Origin of the sequence: Stenotrophomonas sp. OVS01A (assembly GCF_019969775.1) — a bacterium.
In the GTDB taxonomy this organism is placed as follows: Bacteria; Pseudomonadota; Gammaproteobacteria; order Xanthomonadales; family Xanthomonadaceae; genus Stenotrophomonas; species Stenotrophomonas indicatrix.
The window spans coordinates 133,451-153,637 of sequence record NZ_JAHXYV010000004.1 but is presented as its reverse complement, the minus strand read 5'-3'; the positions used below and the strand labels follow the sequence as shown (position 1 = coordinate 153,637).

19 protein-coding genes are annotated in these 20,187 nt (G+C 67.2%); 4 read left to right on the top strand and 15 right to left on the bottom strand.

Annotated features, from left to right (window positions below; all coding sequences use genetic code 11):
• Window positions 1–13: 13 nt before the first annotated feature.
• On the bottom strand, window positions 14–919 hold the full coding sequence (locus tag LC407_RS15405; RefSeq protein WP_025875418.1) for a recombination-associated protein RdgC: 906 nt from the start codon (window positions 917–919) through the stop codon (window positions 14–16).
• A 36-nt stretch (window positions 920–955) separates the two neighbouring features.
• Window positions 956–1,852: a tRNA 2-thiocytidine(32) synthetase TtcA gene (gene ttcA, locus LC407_RS15400; protein ID WP_025875419.1), complete on the bottom strand. Its 897-nt coding sequence runs from the start codon at window positions 1,850–1,852 to the stop codon at window positions 956–958.
• A gap of 90 nt (window positions 1,853–1,942) precedes the next feature.
• Between ttcA and LC407_RS15395 the strand changes: the two genes are divergently transcribed.
• Window positions 1,943–2,146, top strand: a complete 204-nt coding sequence (locus LC407_RS15395; RefSeq protein ID WP_032978412.1) for a YdcH family protein — start codon at window positions 1,943–1,945, stop codon at window positions 2,144–2,146.
• A 138-nt stretch (window positions 2,147–2,284) separates the two neighbouring features.
• Here LC407_RS15395 and LC407_RS15390 read toward each other — a convergent pair whose 3' ends face one another.
• The 6 genes from LC407_RS15390 to LC407_RS15365 form a co-directional block, all read right to left on the bottom strand.
• Window positions 2,285–2,635: a hypothetical protein gene (locus LC407_RS15390; protein ID WP_218788257.1), complete on the bottom strand. Its 351-nt coding sequence runs from the start codon at window positions 2,633–2,635 to the stop codon at window positions 2,285–2,287.
• Window positions 2,632–5,268 (bottom strand): glycerol-3-phosphate 1-O-acyltransferase PlsB, encoded by a 2,637-nt coding sequence (gene plsB / locus LC407_RS15385; protein ID WP_025875424.1) that lies wholly within the window; start codon window positions 5,266–5,268, stop codon window positions 2,632–2,634. The genes LC407_RS15390 and plsB overlap by 4 nt, the downstream gene beginning before the upstream one ends.
• On the bottom strand, window positions 5,268–6,221 hold the full coding sequence (locus LC407_RS15380) for a hypothetical protein (RefSeq protein WP_025875426.1): 954 nt from the start codon (window positions 6,219–6,221) through the stop codon (window positions 5,268–5,270). Before LC407_RS15380 ends, plsB begins: the two co-directional genes overlap by 1 nt.
• A gap of 316 nt (window positions 6,222–6,537) precedes the next feature.
• Window positions 6,538–7,362 carry a serine protease gene (locus LC407_RS15375; RefSeq protein WP_033832669.1) on the bottom strand — a complete coding sequence of 275 codons (825 nt, stop codon included), beginning with the start codon at window positions 7,360–7,362 and terminating at the stop codon, window positions 6,538–6,540.
• A 219-nt stretch (window positions 7,363–7,581) separates the two neighbouring features.
• Window positions 7,582–8,307, bottom strand: coding sequence for an orotidine-5'-phosphate decarboxylase (pyrF, locus tag LC407_RS15370; RefSeq protein ID WP_025875430.1), 726 nt, complete (start codon window positions 8,305–8,307; stop codon window positions 7,582–7,584).
• A complete protein-coding gene (locus tag LC407_RS15365) occupies window positions 8,304–9,224 on the bottom strand; it encodes a 5'-nucleotidase, lipoprotein e(P4) family (RefSeq protein WP_025875432.1) in 921 nt (306 codons plus the stop codon). Before LC407_RS15365 ends, pyrF begins: the two co-directional genes overlap by 4 nt.
• Window positions 9,225–9,324: 100 nt before the next feature.
• On the opposite strand from LC407_RS15365, the gene LC407_RS15360 reads away from it, so the two are divergent.
• A complete protein-coding gene (locus LC407_RS15360) occupies window positions 9,325–9,975 on the top strand; it encodes a DUF480 domain-containing protein (RefSeq protein ID WP_223483141.1) in 651 nt (216 codons plus the stop codon).
• 105 nt (window positions 9,976–10,080) lie between these two features.
• Here the strand turns inward: LC407_RS15360 and LC407_RS15355 are convergent, their stop codons facing one another.
• The 5 genes from LC407_RS15355 to LC407_RS15335 form a co-directional block, all read right to left on the bottom strand.
• On the bottom strand, window positions 10,081–10,392 hold the full coding sequence (locus tag LC407_RS15355; protein ID WP_223483140.1) for a hypothetical protein: 312 nt from the start codon (window positions 10,390–10,392) through the stop codon (window positions 10,081–10,083).
• Window positions 10,393–10,560: 168 nt separating this feature from the next.
• Window positions 10,561–11,082, bottom strand: a complete 522-nt coding sequence (locus LC407_RS15350; protein ID WP_059063099.1) for a GNAT family N-acetyltransferase — start codon at window positions 11,080–11,082, stop codon at window positions 10,561–10,563.
• A 91-nt stretch (window positions 11,083–11,173) separates the two neighbouring features.
• Entirely contained in the window at window positions 11,174–11,659 is a 486-nt protein-coding gene (locus LC407_RS15345) for a DUF3592 domain-containing protein (protein ID WP_081323674.1), read from the bottom strand.
• Window positions 11,660–11,680: 21 nt separating this feature from the next.
• Complete coding sequence (locus LC407_RS15340; RefSeq protein ID WP_223483139.1) at window positions 11,681–12,445, bottom strand: DUF3592 domain-containing protein; 765 nt, start codon at window positions 12,443–12,445, stop codon at window positions 11,681–11,683.
• Window positions 12,446–12,528: 83 nt separating this feature from the next.
• The gene (locus LC407_RS15335) at window positions 12,529–14,505 is read right to left on the bottom strand and encodes a UvrD-helicase domain-containing protein (RefSeq protein ID WP_025875440.1); all 1,977 of its coding nucleotides are present in this window, start codon (window positions 14,503–14,505) and stop codon (window positions 12,529–12,531) included.
• Between the two features lie 102 nt (window positions 14,506–14,607).
• On the opposite strand from LC407_RS15335, the gene LC407_RS15330 reads away from it, so the two are divergent.
• Window positions 14,608–15,228, top strand: coding sequence for a thymidine kinase (locus LC407_RS15330; RefSeq protein WP_025875442.1), 621 nt, complete (start codon window positions 14,608–14,610; stop codon window positions 15,226–15,228).
• 81 nt (window positions 15,229–15,309) lie between these two features.
• Window positions 15,310–16,029, top strand: a complete 720-nt coding sequence (locus tag LC407_RS15325; RefSeq protein ID WP_025875444.1) for a sel1 repeat family protein — start codon at window positions 15,310–15,312, stop codon at window positions 16,027–16,029.
• Between the two features lie 37 nt (window positions 16,030–16,066).
• Here the strand turns inward: LC407_RS15325 and LC407_RS15320 are convergent, their stop codons facing one another.
• Window positions 16,067–17,671: a glucan biosynthesis protein D gene (locus LC407_RS15320; protein ID WP_223483138.1), complete on the bottom strand. Its 1,605-nt coding sequence runs from the start codon at window positions 17,669–17,671 to the stop codon at window positions 16,067–16,069.
• Window positions 17,672–17,719: 48 nt separating this feature from the next.
• Window positions 17,720–20,185 carry a serine/threonine-protein kinase gene (locus LC407_RS15315; RefSeq protein ID WP_223483137.1) on the bottom strand — a complete coding sequence of 822 codons (2,466 nt, stop codon included), beginning with the start codon at window positions 20,183–20,185 and terminating at the stop codon, window positions 17,720–17,722.
• Window positions 20,186–20,187: the final 2 nt, after the last annotated feature.

The window sequence follows — 20,187 nt, the reverse complement described above, 5'->3', positions numbered from 1 at the left end:
ACGGCCTGCCTGTTCAGTCAGCCTTGCTGAGCTTGAAGGCTTCTTCAAGCAGCAGGAACAGGCGACGGATCTCCGCACTTTGCAGGGCGAAGCGGGCGTCGAACTCGGCACGGCGGCCGTCTTCGTCCGCATGTTCCAGCTGGTCCAGCGCGCCGTCCAGGAACTTCAGCTTGCGCACGATCAGGTCGTCGCCCAGCACGAAGGACAGGTTGTCCTCGAACACCAGGGCCAGCTTGGTGACCTGCTTGCCGGCATCCAGATGCTTGTCGATCTCGTCGCAGCGCAGTTCCTGGTGCTGGCACTTGACCACCGCGCCGCCTTCCACCGGGTCCTTCATCTCGCACTCCTCGCCCAGGCTGAAGCCGGTGGGCAGGGGCTCGCCGGCGATCCAGCCGGTCAGGATCGAACGCGGCGCGACTTCGGCGTTCAGCGGCATCGCCGGGAAGCTGCCGAGCAGGCCGCGGATGTCGGACATGAAGTATTCGCCGGTCTTGCGGCTGGAGGTGTCCACCGCCACATAGCCGTGCAGCTGGTCGATGAAAGCATCGTTGCGCGAGGACTTCACGAAGGCGCGCGGCAGCAGTTCATGCAGCAGGTCGTCCTTCATGCGCTTGCGCTCGCGGCCACCGGGGCGGCGGCCTTCCTTCTCTTCGATCTCCTCCAGCTTGCGCTCGAGCAGGTCGTTGACCACCGCGCCGGGCAGGATCTTGTCCTCGCCACCGACGGTCAGCCACAGGTGTTCGGCAATGCGGTGCGAGAGCACTTCCTTCTCTTCGCGGCCGAATGGCGAGATGAAACCACGCGAGTTCATTTCCAGTGCGCCCACCGGCTTGAGCAGGGCGTGCGGCAGCAGGGTGTCGACTTCGGAAAAATCAGTGGCAGTCGGGAAGCGGAAGAACGTCAGGTTGCGAAAGAACATGGAATTCCGGTGTCTGAAGAAGAAGGGCGCCCGACCTTAAACGGCAGGCGTCTCGGGAACTGCGTCGGCCGGCCAGGCATCGGCATGCGCCGCATCGCCACGGCGGCCCAGGGCCATGAAATCGAACAGGGCGGCATCGGCCAGCTGCGCAGGTCGCACGTCGGCCATTGCACGTGCGATCTGTTCAATGCGCCCCGGATGGTCCTGGTCCCACTGCTTGAGCATCAGGCCGACCTGCCGACGCTGCAGGTTTTCCTGGCTGCCACACAGGGTGCAGGGAATGATCGGGAAACGGCGGGCCTGCGCGTACTGCGCGATGTCGTGCTCGCGCACGTACGCCAGCGGGCGGATCACCACGTGCTGGCCATCGTCGCTGAGCAGCTTCGGTGGCATGGCGGCCAGCTTGGCGTGGTGGAACAGGTTCAGGAAGAACGTGGCCACCACATCATCGCAATGGTGGCCCAGTGCGATCTTGCTGAAGCCATGTGCCTTGGCGTGGTTGTACAGCGCGCCACGGCGCAGGCGCGAGCACAGCGAACACATCGTGCGGCCCTCCGGGATGACCCGGCTGACCACTGAATACGTGTCCTGCTCGATGATCTGGTACGGCACGCCCAGCCCGGCCAGGTACTCCGGCAGGACGTGCGCGGGGAAACCCGGCTGTTTCTGGTCCAGGTTCACCGCCACCAGTTCGAACGGCACCGGCGCCTTTTTCTGCAGCTGCAGCAGCATGTCCAGCAGGGTGTAGCTGTCCTTGCCGCCGGACAGGCAGACCATGACCTTGTCGCCCGCTTCGATCATGCCGAAGTCGGCGATGGCCTGGCCGACCTGGCGGCGCAGGCGCTTGCCCAGCTTGTCCGCCCCGAGCCCGTCCACGCGCGGATCGCGCGGAACGCGCTGCGGGGGATCGGGCAGGGAGATCACGGCGGACATGGCGCCATTCTACCGGCTTGTGGCAGCCCGGACCCGGGGTCGGGATTCCCCTCTCCCGGCAGTCATCGTCGCTGTGTATGCTCGGAGACCGTGGACACCTACAACCCCGCCGAAATCGTCGAACACCTCGTCGCCCTCCGCGCCGAGCACCGGTCGCTGGATGAACAGATCGCGCGCATGGCCGCCAACGGCGAAGATGAGCTGGAGTTCAAGCGCCTGAAGCGGCGCAAGCTGCAGCTGAAGGACTGCATCACCAAGCTGGAAAGCCTGCAGATTCCGGACGAACCGGCGTAACCGGTGGCCCATCCACGCATGGCGTGGATCTACTGGCCTACGCCGCCCCGAACGCCGATGGCACAGCGGCAGCCTATGGATCCACGCCATGCCGGGAAGTCCCGGTAGATCCACGCCATGCGTGGATGGGGGCCTGCATCAACGCGGCAGGGCCAGCTCCGCACTCCAGGCCGCCTCACCGTCCACGGTCAGGTCGCAGCGGCGCACGTTGTCGGCACCGGAACAGCGCAGACCCAGCGGGTGCCCGTACCAGTCACCGGCAAGACCCTGGCGAGCGGCGGATTCATCACCGCTGATGCGCACCTCGCCGGCCAACCATAAGCGGTAGCGCACCGGTTGCCCGGCCTCGATACACAGGCGCACCGGCGCATCGGCCAGGCGCCCGGGCAGGTTGTCGTCCACGCAGGCTTCTGCAGCCTGCGCCGAAGTAGCCGCAAGGCCTCCGGCCGCGATCAACGCGGCCAGGACCGACAGTCGTCGCAGGTTCAATCCTGCGGTGCCGGTTCGTCCGGGCGCGCCGCTTCCGGGCTGACCCGTTCGATGGTGTGGCGCAGTTCGCGGCCGAGGATGAACTTGGCATCCTTGGCCCAGGCGTCCAGGCGCTCGTCGAACAGCAGCTTGCTGTTCTCGTCCGGCCACACCAGGCGCAGCTCGCGCAGCTTCTGGATGAAGCCGCGGAACAGCGACTTGTCGAAGAACTCCGGCGCGGCCGGTGCATAGAGCAGGCTCAGGCGCTGTGCGGCCTGCTGGCACAGGCTTTCCAGCTCGGCGGCGCCGAGCGTGCCCGGACCGTTCTTCACCAGCACCGAAATGGCGATGTAGTAGCGCTCGAATGCCTGCTGCAGCGAGTGGCCGATCGCGCGCAGGCGGAACACTTCGTCGGTCTGCCCGGTGTTGCGGGCAAGGATGCCGCCGTCGTCTTCGTTGACGTTCTGCAGCAGGCCCTCACGCACGAACACGTCGATGGTCTGGTCGATGCGCTGGGCGAACTCGTCCTCGGTCCACGGCAGGAACAGTTCGGCCTGCAGGAACGGGTACACCGTGCGGCCCAGCTGCACCAGGCCGGTGCGGCTCATGCGGCGGTTGTTCTGGAAGCAGCAGGCCACCCACGACGATGCGGTGAACAGGTGCACCACGTTGTTGCGGAAGTAGCTCAGCAACACCGCGGTATCGCCGCTGACGCTGAGCACGTCGCCCAGCGGGTGCTTGATGCGGGTGAGGACGTTGATCTCTTCGGCGTGGGCGATGATCCGCTCCGGCGAATGCGGAGTCACCGTCACCCGGCCCGAATACGGCATTTCCACCAGCAGGGTCTTGCACAGCTCGATCTGCGCGATCAGGTCGGCCTCGCCCATCGCATGCTTGGGCGTGGACAGCAGGGCCAGCGCCAGCAGGTTGATCGGATTGACGTCGGCCGCGCCGTTGATGCGCACCTGGATGCGCTCGGCCAGGGTATCGACGGTGGTCGACAGCCACGAGGGCTTCTCGTCCTCGGACACCGCCTCGCCACCCCACTCCGGAGCCTTCTCGGCCAGCACATCGTTCAGCGCGATGGGTTCGCCGAAGTTCACCACCACCTGGCCGTAGTTCTGCTTGAGCACCTTGGGGATGCCCCACAGCAGCTGCCAGATCGATTCCTTCTCCTTGGGCCGCCCGGACAGTTCATCCAGGTAGCTGCCGCCCTCCATCAGCTTCTCGTAGCCGATGTAGATGGGCTGGAACAGCACCGGCTTGCGCGGCTGGCGCAGGAACGCGCGCAGGGTCATCGAGATCATGCCGCCCTTGGGCTGCAGCAACCGGCCGGTACGCGAGCGCCCGCCCTCGACGAAGTACTCGATGGAATAGCCGCCGGCGACCAGCTGCGCCACGTACTCGCTCAGCACCGCCGAATACAGCGCGTTGCCGCGGATCGAGCGACGGATGAAGAACGCACCGCCCTTGCGCAGCAGGGTGCCCACCACCGGCAGGTTCAGGTTGATGCCGGCCACGATGTGCGGCGGCACGATGCCGCGGTCGTACAGCAGGTAGGACAGCAGCAGGTAGTCCATGTGGCTGCGGTGGCTGGGCACGTAGACCACTTCGTGGCCCGGCGCTGCGGCCTTGAACTTGTCCAGGTGGTGCACCAGCACGCCGGCGTAGATGCGGTTCCACACATGGCTGAGCATGAAGCTGGCCGAGCGCACCACCGGGCTGGAATAGTCCGCGGCGATTTCCCAGGCGTAGGCGTGCGCCTTCTTCCAGGCATCGCTGGTTTTGCTGTTGTCGCGCTTGGCCTGCGAGGCGATCGCCTCGCGCACCGTCTCGGCGGCCAGCACCTGGTCCACCAGCAGGCGCCGGGTCGACAGGTCAGGACCGATCACCGACTCGCGGATGCGGCGGAAATGGGTACGCAGCACGCGCTGCAGCTTGCGCACCGTACGCTCGGGCTCCAGGCCCTCGTCGACCGTGCTGCGCAGCGAGATCGGCGGTGCGAAGCGGACGATGGTGTTGCGGCCGTTCAGCAGCAGGCCGAGCAGGCGGCGGAAGCGGCCGACCAGCGCCCAGTTTTCCGAGAACAGCACGGCGAACCAGCCGCTCTGCTTGTCCGGGGCGCGGCCGACGAAGATCGACACCGGCACCAGGTGCACATCCAGGTCGTCGCGCACGCGATGGGCCTGCAGGACCTTGGCCAGCGAATCGGAATGGGTCTTGGCGCCGCGCTGCTCGGGAATCAGCGAGTTGCTCGAGCTGCGCCGCGACAGGGCCAGGTAGGCGCGCTTGCGGCCGGTGGGGTCACCGGCCAGCGGTACCAGCGGCGACGGCAGGCCGGCCTGGCGGCAGGCCTTGTCCAGGATCAGCGCGTTGGACAGGCCGTAGTCTTCCAGCACGTACATGACCGGGCGGCCATCGTTGTACTGGCCCGGGTCTTCCGGCTCGATCTTCAGCGACAGCCAGGGTTCCACCAGGCGCCCGAGCAGGCGCGCCCACAGCGGGCGGCGGCCGGCAGGACGCGCGTGCACAGGCGTCGCCGCCGGCGGCGTGCCGGCGTCGGTCGAGGGGGACGCCGGCGCCGTGTCGGCGGGCGTCGGCTGGGATTCTTCGCCGGGGAACGGCAGCGGGTTCTGTTTCGACATCGACGTCATTATGGCTTAGCCGATGGCGTTGCCGCTTCCCCATCGGTTGTCGGGGCGGGCACAGGGTCCGGAGCGGCAGCAGCGCGCGCCGCATCGGCCTGCCGCAACAGGGCATCGGTATCGGCCAGGGTGCGGGTCAGGTACCAGTGGCCCTCGCGCCGGCTCAGCGGCACCTGCACGGTCATCGCGCGGCCGGCGAGCTCGTACTGCAGGCGCACCAGGGCATTGTCGCCCTCCACCGACAGCAGCTCACCGCGCACGCTGCGCAGCGCCTCGTCCACGCCCAGGCCATAGCTGGCCAGCACCGCCTTCAGCGTGTGGATGAACGGCGCCAGCTGCTGCAGGCTGCCTTCCATGCCTGCGGCCTGCAGACCGGCATCGTCCTGGAAACCCACCTGGGCGGCGGCGCCGACGAGGGCGGCGATGCTGCTGCGGGCTCTGGCGCGGTCGCTGATCGGGGCATCCTGCGCCCAGGCGGCCAGGGTCTGCACCAGCTGGATGTAGTGCGCCTGCTGGCCGGGCGTATAGCCCTTCTGGTGCCGCAGGTACTGCACACCGAAGTTGCCCATCGACTGCGCGGCCTGGCGCACGGCACGGGCCTGGCCGGCCAGCTGGCGGTCGAAACTGCGCTGCAGCTGCACGCTGGCACCGGGCTCACGCAGCGCCGCCAGCATCGGCAGCAGCTGGTCGCCCAGCGGCAGTCCGGTCAGCGGCCACTGGCTGTGGCCGTCGGCCCAGGCCTGCTGCAGGCGCTGGTACTGGCTGGGGGGCACCGACAGCTTTGCATAGCCGACCAGGTCGTCCTCGGCCAGCCGTTGCGCCATCGCCTGTACCGCAGCGACAGGTTCAGCCGGCGCGGCGGCCGGATCACTGCCGGATTCACGGCACGCGGCGATGGCCAGCAGCAGCATGGCCGCCAGCCCCCATCCCCGCGCAGACCTTCCTCGCATTACCACGCTCATGCAATCGGACTCCCCGGACCGGTCCGCATCTTGCGGCCTGCGACGTGACAGCGGCAAGCCGGGGCGTCACGGTTTCTGCCATGGCGCGCACTGCGCGGTGGATCCACGCCCCGCGCCGATGGGCCCTTGCCGCACCCGGCGGATAAAAAAAGAGCCCGGACCACAGGGATCGCAGGCTCTTCAAACCGGCGCAAGGCCGGTGGACAGTGTTGTGGCGCATGTCCGGCCCGAAGACCGGATGGCGGCGATCCTACGCTGCCCGTAAAGTTAACGCAACACATGATGAAATGTCATTCAACTCATTGATTTTATTGAATCAATCACGTTGCCAGACTGCTTCAATGAAATCTACGGCATGTTTTTCGGCGATTCGGGCATAAACGCCGGGGTGGCCGGCCAACGCGCAGCCTTCGCCCCAGCTGACAACACCGAACTGGGTCCAGCCCTCGCGCAGGCGCAGCAGCAGCGGACCACCGGAATCCCCCTGGCAGCTGTCGATCCCTTCGCGGCCGGCGCAGATGACCTTGCCGCGTGCGAGCTCGCCTCCGTAGGCCTGCTGGCATTCGGCGAAGGGCACGAACGGGGTCTGCACCGTCTGCAGCTGGGTGGGATAGAGCCGTTCTTCACTGATGTCGGTGTCGCCCCAGCCGATCACCGTGAACTCCCGGCCTGGCTTGAGATAGCCGGCATCGGGCCGCAACCGCAGCGCGACCGGCTGCGCATCGGCCAACGGTGCGCTGAGCTGGATCAGGGCAACATCATGTTCCAGCGTGTTGCCGCTGTTGAACGCCGGGTGCACGTGGATGGCCTTGACGTTGGATGCATGCGCGGACGGTTCGGTGGACAGCCTGGTGACATTGCCCAGTACCGCGATCGAGGCGGGCGAACTGCCCTGCACGCAGTGCGCGGCGGTCAGCACCCAGGACGGTGAGATGAGCGTGCCGCCGCAGAAGTGCCGGGTGTGGTCGGTGTCGCCGTAGGAGATGCCCTGCAGGCTGACCATGAACGGGTAGTCGCCCGGCTTGGCATCCTCGCCGCCGATGATGCGCGGTGCTTCGCGGGGTTGGGGTGCAGCCGTGGCGGGAAAGACGATGGCCGCCGCCAACAGGCCGCCGAACAACAAAGAGGTGCTGCGATACATATCCGTGTATTCCTCTGTCGATGGTTGGTACCGGCACGGCCGCGGTCCGTGCTGGTGCATCGATTGATAGAGGGCGCTCCACGCTTACAGCGCGATGCGGCGCACAGTTTTCCCGGCTGGGGTCGGGTGCGTCAGGGCAACAGGCACAAATGCGAACGCCATCCCGCATTCGACGGGATGGCGTTCGTGGTGCCGGCGTGACCGCCGTGGGGGCGGGGCTCAGCGCGCGGCCAAAGCCGTCGCGATTTCCTGCTGGATCGCCCGTGCTGCAGCCTGCGGATCGGACGCATGGCGGATCGGACGACCGACCACGATGGCATCGGCACCATCGGCAAACGCCTGCGCCACACCCACCGTGCGCTTCTGGTCATCGCCGACCGGGCCACCGGGGCGGATGCCCGGGCAGACGATCGAGAAACCGGCGCCGGTCGCGGCGCGGATCGGGCCGGCTTCCTGGCCGGAGGCGATCACGCCGTCGATGCCCGCGGCCTGTGCGGCCAGCGCGCGTTCGACCACGACCTCCACCGGCTCGCGGTCGATGCCCATCTGCGCCAGGTCCGGGCGGCCCATCGAGGTCAGCACCGTCACCGCCAGCAGGCGCATGTCGCCGCTGTTGGCAGCCGCGCAGGCCTCCATCATCGCCGGGTGCCAGCCGTGGATGGTGGCGTAGCTGACGGGCCACTGCGCCAGGCGCTTGATCACCGCCGCGGCGGTGGCCGGGATGTCGAAGAACTTCAGGTCGACGAACACGCGCTTGTCGCGGCGTGCCAGTTCGTCCAGCACCTGGAAGTACTCACCGGAGGCGAGCAGTTCCATGCCGATCTTGTAGAACGCCACGCTGTCGCCAAGGCGGTCGACCCACGCCAGCGCCTGCACACGGTCAGGCACGTCCAGCGCGAAGATCAGGCGTTCGTCGTCACGCAGCGGCAGCGGGGCGCGGCTCACGGCGCGTAGTCCAGCGCGGCACGCTTGGCGTCATGACGGGCCTGCCGCGACTGCGCGTAATCGTTGTTGAACTGCGCCGGCTCGAAGCCGCCGTAGGTCGGGTTCGGCAGCATCCACCAGCGCTCGCCGAACCAGTCGTGATACTGCTGCAGCAGCGCGTCGCGGCCATCGTTGGTGTTGGCGGTCACTTCCACGAAGTCACCGAGCTGGTCGCCGAACTGCATCAGCACGCGGTACTTCTGCCCGGCCAGGCGGCGGCGGCAGTTCTTCTCGCTGCCGGCCTGCTCGCACCCTTCAACCACGGTGCCCAGACCGAGGAACACGCTGTCATCGGCCACCGGCAGGCCCTGCTCGCGCAGGTTGGCCAGGGTCGCGTCCTTCAGGTGCACGGCGCGGTTGGAGATGTACAGCAGGGTCACGCCCTTGGCATTGGCAGCCTTGGCGAAATCGACCACGCCGGGAATGGCCTTGGCCTTCTTTTCGGCCACCCACTGGTCCCAGCTGAGTTCGTCGTATTCCTTGCCATCACGCACCAGGCGCGCCTGGTAAGGCGAGTTGTCCAGCACGGTCTCGTCCACGTCCAGCACCACGGCCGGCTTCAGGCCCTTGGCCTCGTTGCCGCGCTCTTCCGGCACCAGCGCGTCCCAGTGGGCTTCCTTCAGCGCAACGTCCAGATGGTCAGCGGCGGCACGGTAGGTCTGCTCGGTGATCGCCCTGTATTCCTGCGCGCGCTGCATCCACAGCACGGCATTGAGGTTGTCGTTGGCGGTCGCGTCCAGCGCGCCGTCGGCCTTGGCGGCGGCGGCCGGGGCTTGCGGGGTGGCGGCTTCGGCAGGCGCTTCCACGCGCTTGCAGGCGGACAGGCCCAGCACCGCAGTGGCGAGCAGGGTCAGGGACAAGGAAACGGGACGACGCATGGATTCACCGGCGATCAGATATACCGGCCCATTTTACCGGCAAAGGCGCCGCCGGGACGGCTATGCTTGGCGGTTGACACGTTGTCTTCCGGAAGCCGCCATGACCGAACCTGCCCAGACCCCCGACGTTCCGCTGCTGGATGCCGTACAGGCGCGCCTGCTGGGCTGCCTGGTGGAGAAGGAAGCCACCACCCCGGACACCTACCCGCTGACCGTCAACGCCGCGCAATCGGCTGCCAACCAGAAGACCGCCCGTGAGCCGGTGATGAACGTGAGCGCCGGCAGCGTGGAGCATGCGCTGCGCCAGCTGGAGACCCTGGGCCTGGCGCGCCAGCACTTCTCCTCGCGCGCCGACCGTTACGAGCACCGCCTGCAGAGCGCGCTGGACCTGACCCGGCAGCAGACCGTGCTGCTGGCCCTGCTGCTGCTGCGCGGGCCGCAGACCCTGGGCGAACTGGTCACCCGCGCCGAGCGCCTGCACCGCTTCGCCGATGCCGACGAAGCCCGCCACGCCATCGAGCGCCTGCAGCAGCGTGCCCTGCTGGTGGTGCTGCCGCGCGCCAGCGGCCAGCGCGAAGACCGCTACATGCACCTGCTGTGCGGTGAAGTGGACGGCGCGGCATTGGCAGCGAAGTACGCCAGCAGTGGCGGCGGCGCCGAGCCGGCCGACCCCGGCCTGGCCGAGCGCGTGGCGCAGCTGGAAGCGGCAGTGGCCGAGCTGCAGGCCCAACTGGCCGGGCTGCGCGGCTGAACGTCCATATCCTGCCGGTGCAGTGCCGACCAACGGTCGGCACCCACCGCGGACGGGCGGAGTGGCCGTTTGCATCTGTCAAACGACACACCAGGGTGTTTGCCGTCAGCAGCCACCAACTCTCAGACTGCCGTCGCAGTTCTGCAGCCGTGCGACGTTGCTTTTGCTTCCCTGATAGAGGGGATGGCCCATACTGCCATCGTGGCGGCAGCAATCGGCGGTGATCTGGCAATAATTGTTGCCAAAGTCCTGGGCGTTCGTGAGGCGGCAGGAGCCGCTGGCACCCGATTGATTGAACGCGGCAGCGCAGGATTGCGTGCCCATCATCATCAGCGGTAGTCCATTGGATTCTTCTGCCGACACGGATGCACTGGCCAATGCAGCAAACAGGCCGAAGGTGATGATCGAAACTTTCATGGGTGCGTACCTTCTGTTGATCCCGCGGATTGCGGATCACCAGTTGGGCACACCATGCGCAAGCCCTGGGGCGAACAACTTCACTATCCGGCGATTTTGCAACGTTTCTGACGAACCGCCTGCATGCACCGTGCTGCTTGATCTGCAGTGCACTGCACTGCATTGCAATCAATCCGGTGCACCCGGAGTGGCATACAAGCGGCTCAGGCTGTCGATGCCCGGCAGCTGGATGACCCCGCGCTCGTGCATGCCCAGGCCCAGCAGCACCTTCGCCGAGGCGATGTTGTCCAGATCGGTGATGCCGTAGAGATCCATCAGGCCCAGCGCCGTGCGCGCGTGATTGAACACCGCCCGCGCTGCCTCGCTGGCATAGCCCTGCCCCGCGAATTCCGACAGCACCGCATAGCCAATATCCGGTCCCGGCAGGCCATCACGCCGCACCAGGCCGGCATTGCCCAGCCAGGCGCCATCGGACAGCCGCTCGATGGCGTACATGCCGAACCCGTTCAAGGCATAGCTGTGCAGCACGCGCAGCGCGATGTACTCCCGCGCCTGTTCCTCGCTGTGCACGTTGCGGTCGCCGATGAAGCGCACGAAGCCTGGATCATTGAGCAATGCCAGCATCGGCGCAGCATCCCGGTCTGGTTCCAGGCGGCGCAGCCGCAGGCGTTCGCTTTCGATGGGATGCATGGGTGGGCTCCGGAAGGAATACCTCGATTTTGCAACGCCAGCGCCCGCCGTGCAGCACGCTCAGGCCAGGTGGGCCACTACGATGCCCAGCCTAGCCACATGCCCCGTCACGCTGGCCGAACAGGATCGGCCAGTAGCGCACGCACAGGCGATGGACGCATGCGGCGATCAGGCAGAACCCCATGCCCATCAGCGCCAACAGCAGCGGTGCGCCCCAGCGCAATCCCGGGTGCTGGATACGAGCCTTGGAAGGCATGCCGCCGGGATATAGCACCTGTACCTGTTCGCCGACCACGTACAGTGGTGCCCCGGTAGCAAAGGACGCGGTGAACTGAATCATCTGCCCCTGTGCGGTCTGGAACCTCACCACCGGGCGATGCAGGGTGATGTCACGTGCGGGCATCCCCTCCATTTCCGACCGGGCATCCTCTGCCTGGACGGCCACCACCGTTCCGGTTACGGAAACGGCCTTGCGCGCGAAACGCTGGACGTCCACGAACAGCCAGGCGGCGGCCAGAAGGATCAGCAGGCCCACGGCAAAGAAAAACAGCAAAAAACATCTGAGGAGGGTGGGCATGGTGCTGGCCGGGTTGATCGATCAGCGTGCCGGTGCCGGCGCTGATCGAATGAAGGAAATATCGACATGGTAGTAGCGCGGATTGCCCGGCATGACATGGACATCCAGTTCACGCCCACTCACCTGTGCACGGGGATCGGCCCAGAGATACGCACTGTGGAAGACATGCCATCGAGTGGTTTCAGGATCGCGCCAGGCGCAGACGATGACGAACGGATGCCTTCCCCCCGAGAATACTCCGCGATCGCGCTTGATCGCCCGGACCTTGGCTTGCACCCGTGTCCCGTGGCGAAGGAGCTGCCTGCGCCGCCATGCCCTCGCCGCCTGCGGCAGGTGCAGAATTCCCACCCCCAGCAAGAATGGGCCGCCGGTCACTCCCAGTATGACGCTCAGGCCCCAGGGTGATGAGAGCGAACGCACCAGGGCCTTGTCCGGGCGGTCCGGCAGGTACAGCACATCTACATGATCGCCCGTCATGTAGGCACGATGGCGGGTACGACCTGCGAAGAACCGCATCACTTGCCCGCTGCTAGTAGTGAAGTCCACCCAGTACAGGAACTTCACCCCTGAAGTGCGCGAACCACCGCGATCAACGCTGACGGCATCCACATGGGTGATCCTGCCATCGGCAATGACCGCCCCATCGAGGAAGCGCCTGGCCCCAACGTAGGCCAGAAGCGCTGAAACAAGCAGGACCAGGCCCAGCCCGAGGAAGGTACGGGTGAGAACAGCAGGGATATCGTTGGACACGATGAAAGACACGGTGCGCACTTCGGGTGCGCTCACACTAGGCCTTAACCCGATGCAGGCTCAAGGCCAGAAGCGTCAATCGGACGGATTGGAATACCGCTTTAGTGGCTTTTCGATCCTCAATCGAACAGCGCCTCGATCGCGGCCAACCCCGCCGTCGCGCGCTCCTTCTTGCGCGCCGCATCCGCCACCGGATCAGCGCCATCGCGCTGGATCTCCTCGGCCGGGATCTCCTCGAAGAAGCGGCTCGGCTTCAGCCGCACATGCTCGCCGAACTTGCGGGTCAGCTTGCTGTAGCTCATCCACAGCTGGATCTTGGCGCGGGTGATGCCCACGTACAGCAGGCGCCGCTCTTCCTGCAGATTGCCCTCGTCCAGGCTGACCTGGTGCGGCAGCACGCCGTCCTCGCAGCCGACGATGAACACATAGGGGAATTCCAGGCCCTTGGAGGCGTGCATGGTCATCATCCGCACCTGGTTGCCGCCCTCGTCCTTGTCGCTGCGCGACAACAGCGCCAGCTGGCCGGCCAGATCGGCCGCGGTGGCACCACGCGGGCCACCCTCGAACCACTGCGCCAGTTCTTCGATGTTGTTGGCGCGACGCTGGTAGCTGGCTTCTTCCTTGGCCTGCTGCCGCAGCTCGCTGAGCAGGCCCGATTCCTTGGCGACCTTGCGGATCATGTCGCCGGAGCTGATCTGCCGCGTCTGCGCGCGCAGGTCACGCAGGATGTCGGTGAAGCGCGCCAGGCTGTTGGCCGCGCGCGGTGGCAGCTGCTGCAGCGCGCCGATCGCCTCGGCGGCCTGCGCCATCGGCATGTCCTTTTCCGAGGCCAGTTCGGCCAGCTTGGCCAGGGTGCCGGCGCCGACCTCGCGCTTGGGAGACTGCACCGCACGCAGGAACGCGGTGTCGTCGTCCGGGTTCACCAGCAGCCGCAGCCAGGCCAGCGTGTCCTTCACTTCCTGGCGCTCCAGGAACATGGTGCCGCCGGTCAGGTGGTAGGGGATGCGCAGCAGCTGCATGGCCTTTTCCAGCGGACGCGACTGGAAGTTGCCGCGGAACAGGATGCAGAAATCGCTCCACGGCACGTTGCGCGTCTGCGCTACGAACGCGATCTCGGCGGCGACCTTCTCGGCCTCGTGTTCGCTGTTGCGGCACTCCCACACACGGATGCGCTCGCCATCGGCCTGGTCGCTCCACAGTTTCTTCAGGTGTTCGTGCGGATTGTTGGCGATCAGCGCGTTGGCCGCGCGCAGCACGCGGTTGGAACACCGGTAGTTCTGCTCCAGCTTGATGATTTCCAGCGCCGGGTAATCGCGCCCCATCTGCTGCAGGTTTTCCGGGTTGGCACCGCGCCAGGCGTAGATCGACTGGTCGTCATCGCCCACGCAGGTGAAGTTGCCCTTGTCACCGGCCAGCTGCTTGAGCAGGCGGTACTGCGCATCGTTGGTGTCCTGGCATTCGTCGACCAGCAGGTAGCCGATGCGCTCGCGCCAGGCCAGCGCGATCTCCGGGTTCTCTTCCAGGATCTGCACCGGCAACCGGATCAGGTCGTCGAAGTCCACTGCGTTGAACGCGCTCAGGCGCAACTGGTAGCGCTCGTAGATGCCGGCCGCTTCCTTCTCGCGGTTGCTGCGCGCAGCGGCCATCGCCTGCTCCGGCGACAGGCCGGCGTTCTTGGCGCGCGACACCAGGTTCTTCATGTCCTCGATGTCGTCCGGCTTCGCGCCGTACATCAGGTCCTTGATCTGCGCGGCCGCGTCATCGGCATCGAAGATAGAGAAACCGCGCTTGAGCCCGACGGCGGCATGCTCGATCTGCAGGAACTTCAGGCCCAGCGCATGGAAGGTGCAGATGGTCACTTCATCGGCATCCTGCTCGCGCAGGCGCTTGGCCACGCGCTCGCGCATTTCCTTGGCCGACTTGTTGGTGAAGGTGATCGCGGCGATGCGCTTGGCCGGGTAGCGGCCACAGCCGATCAGGTGGGCGATCTTTTCCACGATCACGCGCGTCTTGCCGCTGCCGGCGCCGGCGAGCACCAGCAGCGGTCCTTCGATGTGGAGGACGGCGGCAGCTTGGGGGGGATTGAGACCGTGCATTGGGGTGCGATTGTAGCGGGCGTTGGTGGCGGCCACAGCCGCCGGCCGGTGGGCTTGCTGAACGGCTTCGGCCGGCGCCGGGTGGCGTCGTACAATCGGCCGATGGCCAAGCTCTATTTCTACTATTCGGCGATGAACGCCGGCAAGACCACCACCCTGCTGCAGAGCGCGCACAACTACCGCGAGCGCGGCATGCGCGTGGCGATCCTGACCCCGCGCCTGGACGACCGTGCCGGCGCGGGCGTGGTCGCCTCGCGGATCGGCCTGCGCGCCGACGGCATGGCCTTCGAACGCGACACCGACCTGCAGCAGTGGGTCAGCCAGGATCTGCAGGCCAACGGGCCGCTGGGCTGCGTGCTGGTGGACGAGGCGCAGTTCCTCAGCCGCAGCCAGGTCTGGCAGCTCAGCGAAGTGGTCGACCAGCTGCGCATCCCGGTGCTGTGCTACGGCCTGCGCACCGATTTCCGCGGCGAGCTGTTCGAGGGCAGCCAGTACCTGCTGGCCTGGGCCGACGAGATGCAGGAGATCAAGACGATCTGCCACAGTGGCAAGAAGGCGACCATGACCGTGCGCGTGGACGAACATGGCCATGCCGTGCAGGACGGCCCGCAGGTGGAGATCGGCGGCAACGAGCGCTACGTGTCGGTCAGCCGCGCCGAGTTCAAGAAGATCACCCGTGGCGAGGGGCGGATCGATCCGGCGCAGGCACCGCTGCCGCTGTAGGGCATGGCATCCAGCCGTTTACAAGTGGACGGCTACCTGCCTAGGCTGCGGCAACGTCTGCTGCCGAACTGGAAGTCCGCCATGCGTTCCGCCCTGCTGTTGATTCCCCTGTTGTTCCTGCCTGTACTTGCCGTCGCCTCCGGCCAGGGGCCCGCCGCTCCGCTGGATGATGCGGCACTGCTTGGCGCCGGATTCCTGGACGGGCATCCAGACATGAAGTTCCGGCAGTGGGGCATGGATGCGCTGCAACGCGGAGACGCCGAAGCGGCGATGGACAACTTCCGCAAGGCTGCCCGCTACGCCGACAAGCCTGCGCAGGGGTTGCTGGGCGAGATGTACTGGTACGGTGTCAAACGTGCTGCCGACCCGGTCATGGCCTTTGCGTGGATGGATGTCGCGGCCGAGCGCGGATACCCGTTGATGCTCGAGCTGCGCGACAAGTACTGGGCAGCACTGCCGTTGGAACAGCACGATATCGCACGAGCGCAGGCGCTGCGGCTGCGCGATGAGTACGGCGATGCAGCGGCTCGCCCACGCCTGGCCGCGGAGCTGCAGCGAGGCAAGCGTGCGATGACCGGGAGCCGGACCGGCTCACTGTCCAACAACGTCGACATCGTCTACATGGATGGAGGCGTGAGCCGAACCATCAAAGCCGACCGCCTCTACGATCCCACGTACTGGGATCCAGACCGCTATCAGCGCTGGCAGGACGAGAACTGGATGAAAATACGTCGCGGCACCGTGGAAGTCGGCCTGCCGACCCAGACGCCACCTCCAGCGGCAACCGAGGGCAAGCCATAACCCAAGGTGCCGGCAGCAAGCCGGCACCCTGCATCACTCAGTACAACGTGCGCTCCGACGCACCAGCCGGCGGCGGGGTGTACTGGTACAGCCAGGTTTCGGTGAGGGTCTTGCCGCCACTGCGCAGGTACAGGCGGATGTCGATCTGCTCGCTGCTGCCCTCCGGCGGCACCAGGTCGAACATCGCGCGGTAACCCTTGATCTCGCGCAGCGGCCGCGCCGAGACGATCTCCACCCGGCCACGGCTGGTTTCGACAACGGCTTCGACGTCGGCCTTGTCGATCAGGCTGGCCAGTTCGCCGCCTTCGAAGTCGACCGCAAAGCGCCACGAGAAGTACTCGCGCTTCTTGCCGATCACCCCGCCCAGGCCGGTGCGGCTGGCAACGCAATGGGCCAGCGGCGTATGCGCCGGCGGCTGTGCACCCCAGTACAGGCGGTAGCCAACCAGCAGTTCCTGGCCCGGCTGCGGCTTTTCCTTCGGGTTCCAGAAGGCCACGATGTTGTCGAAGGTTTCATCGACGGTGGGAATCTCCACCAGCTGCACCGAACCCTCGCCCCAGTCGCCCTTCGGCTCCACCCACAGGCACGGACGCTTCTCGTAGAACACGCCGTCGTCCTGGTAATGGTCGAAGTTGCGGTCACGCTGCAGCAGGCCGAAGCCACGCGGGTTGCGGTCGACGAACATGTTGAAGCGCAGGTTGCGCGGGTTGACCAGCGGCCGCCAGATCCATTCACCAGCGCCGGTCCACAGCGACAGGCCGTCGGTATCGTGGATCTCCGGGCGCCAGTCCCAGCCCATGCGGCGGTCGTTCTCGCCTACCTGGTACATGCTGGTGCACGGGGCGATGCCCAGCCGCTCGATGGTCTTGCGCGGGTACAACGCGCTGTCGATGTCCATCAGCAGCACATCGCCGTTGGTGACGGCGAAGCGGTAGGCACCGGCCACGCTGGGCGAATCCAGCAGCGCATAGACGATGATGGTGTCCGAGTCGGCCGCAGGCTGTTCCAGGTAATAGGCGATGAAGTCGGGGAATTCCTCCGGCTTGCCCATGCCGGTGTCGATGGCCAGGCCACGCGCGGACTGTCCGTACTGGCCTTCCTTGCCCACTGCGCGGAAGTAGCTGGCACCCAGGAACGCGGCGAAATCGCGGTCGGTGTCCTTGCGCGTGTTCAGCCGGAACCCCGCAAAGCCGAGGTCGGCCGGCAGCTCACCATTCTTCAACCCGCTCTTGCCGTAGTTGAACGCGGCGCCGTCATAGGCCAGTTCCTGCGCCTTGCCGTCGACCACGTCGTACATGCGCACGGGCGAATGGAAGTACAGACCCAGGTGGAAGAACTTGGCCTGGAACTTACCCGGCTGGTCGGCCCACAGGGCGTGGTCCTGGCGATAGCCGATCGACTGGTACTGATCCCAGTCCAGCGCCTCCAGCTTGCCCGGCAGCACCCGCTTGTGGCTCTGGTAGGGCGCCTGTGCCAGCGCGCGCGCCTGGCCCTTCAGGGTGGCGAAATCGAACGGCTGCGGCTGGCCAAGCCGGCGCAGCCCAAGCTGGCCACTCTTGCTGGCCGCACAGGCCGGCAGTGACGGCAGGCCGAAGGCGGCCAGGGCCAGGGAGGCATTGCGGATGAAGTCGCGTCGTTGCATGCAGGCGCGGGAGCAAAGGGAAGGTCGGCCATCATAGGCAGACAAACGTTAACGGGCAGCGGTGGACTCGATACCCTGTTCAGCCTGCGCCAATGCCGCAAGGCGGGCATCAAGCTCGTGCAGGGCCGGTGCCTGCGGACCGCGCTGGGCCAGCAGCAGCTGCCGTGCCTCGGCCAGCACGGTGCGGGCCTGCGCGATCTGGCCGGCCTGCTGCAGGACCTGCCCCTGTGCCAGCAGCGCCTGCGGCAGCAGGGCGACGTGATCCGGTTGGCGCCAGATCGCCACCGCGCGGGCATAGTGTGCTGCTGCTGCCGAGGGGTCGCCGCTGGCGCTGGCCCACTTCCCCAGCGCGAACTCGCCGTAGCCGATCTCGCGATGGTCCGGGCCCAGGGCGCCGAGCAGCTGGGCCTGCACCTGCCGCAGTTCCTGGCCGGCCAGCGCGTGCTGGCCACGCTGCAGGGCCAACAGCGCGCGTGCGCGGCGAACCACCAGTGCCTCCGGGTGGCGCGGTCCCCATGCCTCCTGTGCCGCCTGCCAGGCCAGCTCCAGTTCGGCCGCTGCCGCCTGCGTGTCGCCCTGCCGGGCCAGCACATCGCCCAGCTGGCGATGCAGGCTGATCACCTGCGGGCTGCTGGCGTCGGCGCGTTGGCCGAGCAGGGCCAGCGCCTGCCGGTACCCCGCCAGCGCGGCCGGCAGGCGTCCGGCGGTGGCGTCCAGGGCGGCCAGATCGGCCAGTGATTCAGCACGCCCGAAGCGCTCGACCATCCCCTGGTGGCGCAGCGCCAGCGCCTGCTGGAACGAACGTCGCGCCGCATCGGCGTCACCCAGTTGGGCCTGGCAACGCCCAAGCTGGCTGTGGAACTCGGCCACCGCCGCCGGCAATGCCGCCGCCTGGCTGGCCGCCAGCGGTTGCAGTGGCTGCAGGTGCGCCAGGCACTCGCGTCCACGACCGAGCATGCGCAGTGCGCGCCCGCGCTGGGTAACCGCCTCGATCTGCAGCGCCGGCGGCACCTCGCCCACCTCCTGCAGCAGCTGGCGCTGCTGGTCCAGGGTCTGCAGCGCCAGCTGGTAGTCGCCCAGGCCGATGCGCAGGCGGCCGATCACCCCTTGCAGCTCGGCCAGCGCCAGCGGCTGGTCAGCCAGTTCGGCTTCGCCCCGTTGCTGGCCGGTGGCCAGCAGCTGCGGCACGTCGAAATGGCCGTGGCGCTGGCTGGCCGCCTTGTCGAACAGGCCAACGGTGAAATCCTGCATGGCCTGCGCACGCGCCATTTCCGCCCGCGCCTGGCGCAGCTGCCACAGGGCGAAGGACGTGGTCCCCAGCAGGGCCAGCGCGGCCAGCCCGGCCAGCGCCACGCCCCAGCGATGGCGGCCCACGTACTTTCGCACCCGGTAACCCACGCCCGGCGGACGCGCCTGGATCGGCTGCCCCTGCAGGTAGCGGCGCAGGTCGCCGGCCAGTGCTTCGGCCGAGCTGTAGCGCTGCTGCGGGTCTTTCTGCAGGGCCTTTTCCAGCAGCACGTCCAGATCGCCACGCAGTCGCTTGGCCTGCCGCAGCAGCGCCCGTCTCGGTGCCCCCGGCTCGGCGGCCAGCCGTTGCAGCAGCGCCGAGGCACGCGGTGCCTGCACATCCAGGATCGAGCGCTCCCATTCCGCATCGCTGTGCCGGCGCAGGCGATAGGGCTTGTGCCCGGTGACCACCTCGAACAGCACCACGCCCAGCGAATAGACATCGGTCAGGGTCGTCACCGCCTCGCCACGCACCTGCTCCGGCGCGGCGTAGTGCAGGGTGAACGCGCGGATTTCGGTAGCCGGATGGGCCGCGTTCGGATCGTCGTGGTCGAGCAGCTTGGCGATGCCGAAGTCGAGCAGTTTCACCGTGCCATCGGCGCGTACCAGGATGTTGGAGGGCTTCAGGTCGCGGTGCACCACCAGGTTCGCATGCGCATGGCTGACCACCGCGCAGACCTGCAGCATCAGCTGCAGCCGCGTTTCCAGCGGCGGTTGCAGGCGCCGGCAGTAGTCGCTGATCGGCTCGCCTTCCACGTAATCCAGCGCCAGGTAGGGCTGCCCGTGCTGGTCCACCCCGGCGTCCAGCAGCTGTGCCAGGTGCGGGTGCTGCAGGCGGGCCAGGATCTGCCGCTCGCGGCCGAAGCGCTGGCGCAGGCCGGGATCGGCGACGCCACTGCGCAGCAGCTTCAGCGCGACCTGGCGCTGGTACAGGCCATCGCAGCGCTCGGCCAGCCAGACCTCGCCCATGCCGCCTTCGCCGAGCGGATGCAGCAGCCGATACGGCCCGACCTCGCTTCCGGCGCGGCCTGGCGGTGTAGCGGTCCACAAGGGCTGGGCCATGAACTCGTGGCTGTCGGCTTCCTGCTGCAGCAGGCGTTCCAGTTCGCGGCCCAGCGTCGGGTCCTGCGCGCTCACGCGCTGCAGGCGCAGCTGGCGGGCGGCGGGTGCCAGCTCCAGCAGCTGGTCCAGCCAGGACGACAATTGCTGCCAGCGGGCGGTATCCATGG

What these genes read in the sequence shown, in the direction of transcription:
- LC407_RS15405 (WP_025875418.1), bottom strand. Translation starts at nt 919, where the DNA reads ATGTTCTTTCGCAACCTGACGTTCTTCCGCTTCCCGACTGCCACTGAT.
- LC407_RS15330 (WP_025875442.1), top strand. Translation starts at nt 14,608, where the DNA reads ATGGCCAAGCTCTATTTCTACTATTCGGCGATGAACGCCGGCAAGACC.
- LC407_RS15350 (WP_059063099.1), bottom strand. Translation starts at nt 11,082, where the DNA reads ATGCATCCCATCGAAAGCGAACGCCTGCGGCTGCGCCGCCTGGAACCA.
- LC407_RS15380 (WP_025875426.1), bottom strand. Translation starts at nt 6,221, where the DNA reads ATGAGCGTGGTAATGCGAGGAAGGTCTGCGCGGGGATGGGGGCTGGCG.
- LC407_RS15365 (WP_025875432.1), bottom strand. Translation starts at nt 9,224, where the DNA reads ATGCGTCGTCCCGTTTCCTTGTCCCTGACCCTGCTCGCCACTGCGGTG.
- LC407_RS15355 (WP_223483140.1), bottom strand. Translation starts at nt 10,392, where the DNA reads ATGAAAGTTTCGATCATCACCTTCGGCCTGTTTGCTGCATTGGCCAGT.
- LC407_RS15320 (WP_223483138.1), bottom strand. Translation starts at nt 17,671, where the DNA reads ATGCAACGACGCGACTTCATCCGCAATGCCTCCCTGGCCCTGGCCGCC.
- ttcA (WP_025875419.1), bottom strand. Translation starts at nt 1,852, where the DNA reads ATGTCCGCCGTGATCTCCCTGCCCGATCCCCCGCAGCGCGTTCCGCGC.
- LC407_RS15375 (WP_033832669.1), bottom strand. Translation starts at nt 7,362, where the DNA reads ATGTATCGCAGCACCTCTTTGTTGTTCGGCGGCCTGTTGGCGGCGGCC.
- LC407_RS15325 (WP_025875444.1), top strand. Translation starts at nt 15,310, where the DNA reads ATGCGTTCCGCCCTGCTGTTGATTCCCCTGTTGTTCCTGCCTGTACTT.
- LC407_RS15360 (WP_223483141.1), top strand. Translation starts at nt 9,325, where the DNA reads ATGACCGAACCTGCCCAGACCCCCGACGTTCCGCTGCTGGATGCCGTA.
- LC407_RS15345 (WP_081323674.1), bottom strand. Translation starts at nt 11,659, where the DNA reads ATGCCCACCCTCCTCAGATGTTTTTTGCTGTTTTTCTTTGCCGTGGGC.
- LC407_RS15335 (WP_025875440.1), bottom strand. Translation starts at nt 14,505, where the DNA reads ATGCACGGTCTCAATCCCCCCCAAGCTGCCGCCGTCCTCCACATCGAA.
- LC407_RS15315 (WP_223483137.1), bottom strand. Translation starts at nt 20,185, where the DNA reads ATGGATACCGCCCGCTGGCAGCAATTGTCGTCCTGGCTGGACCAGCTG.
- plsB (WP_025875424.1), bottom strand. Translation starts at nt 5,268, where the DNA reads ATGACGTCGATGTCGAAACAGAACCCGCTGCCGTTCCCCGGCGAAGAA.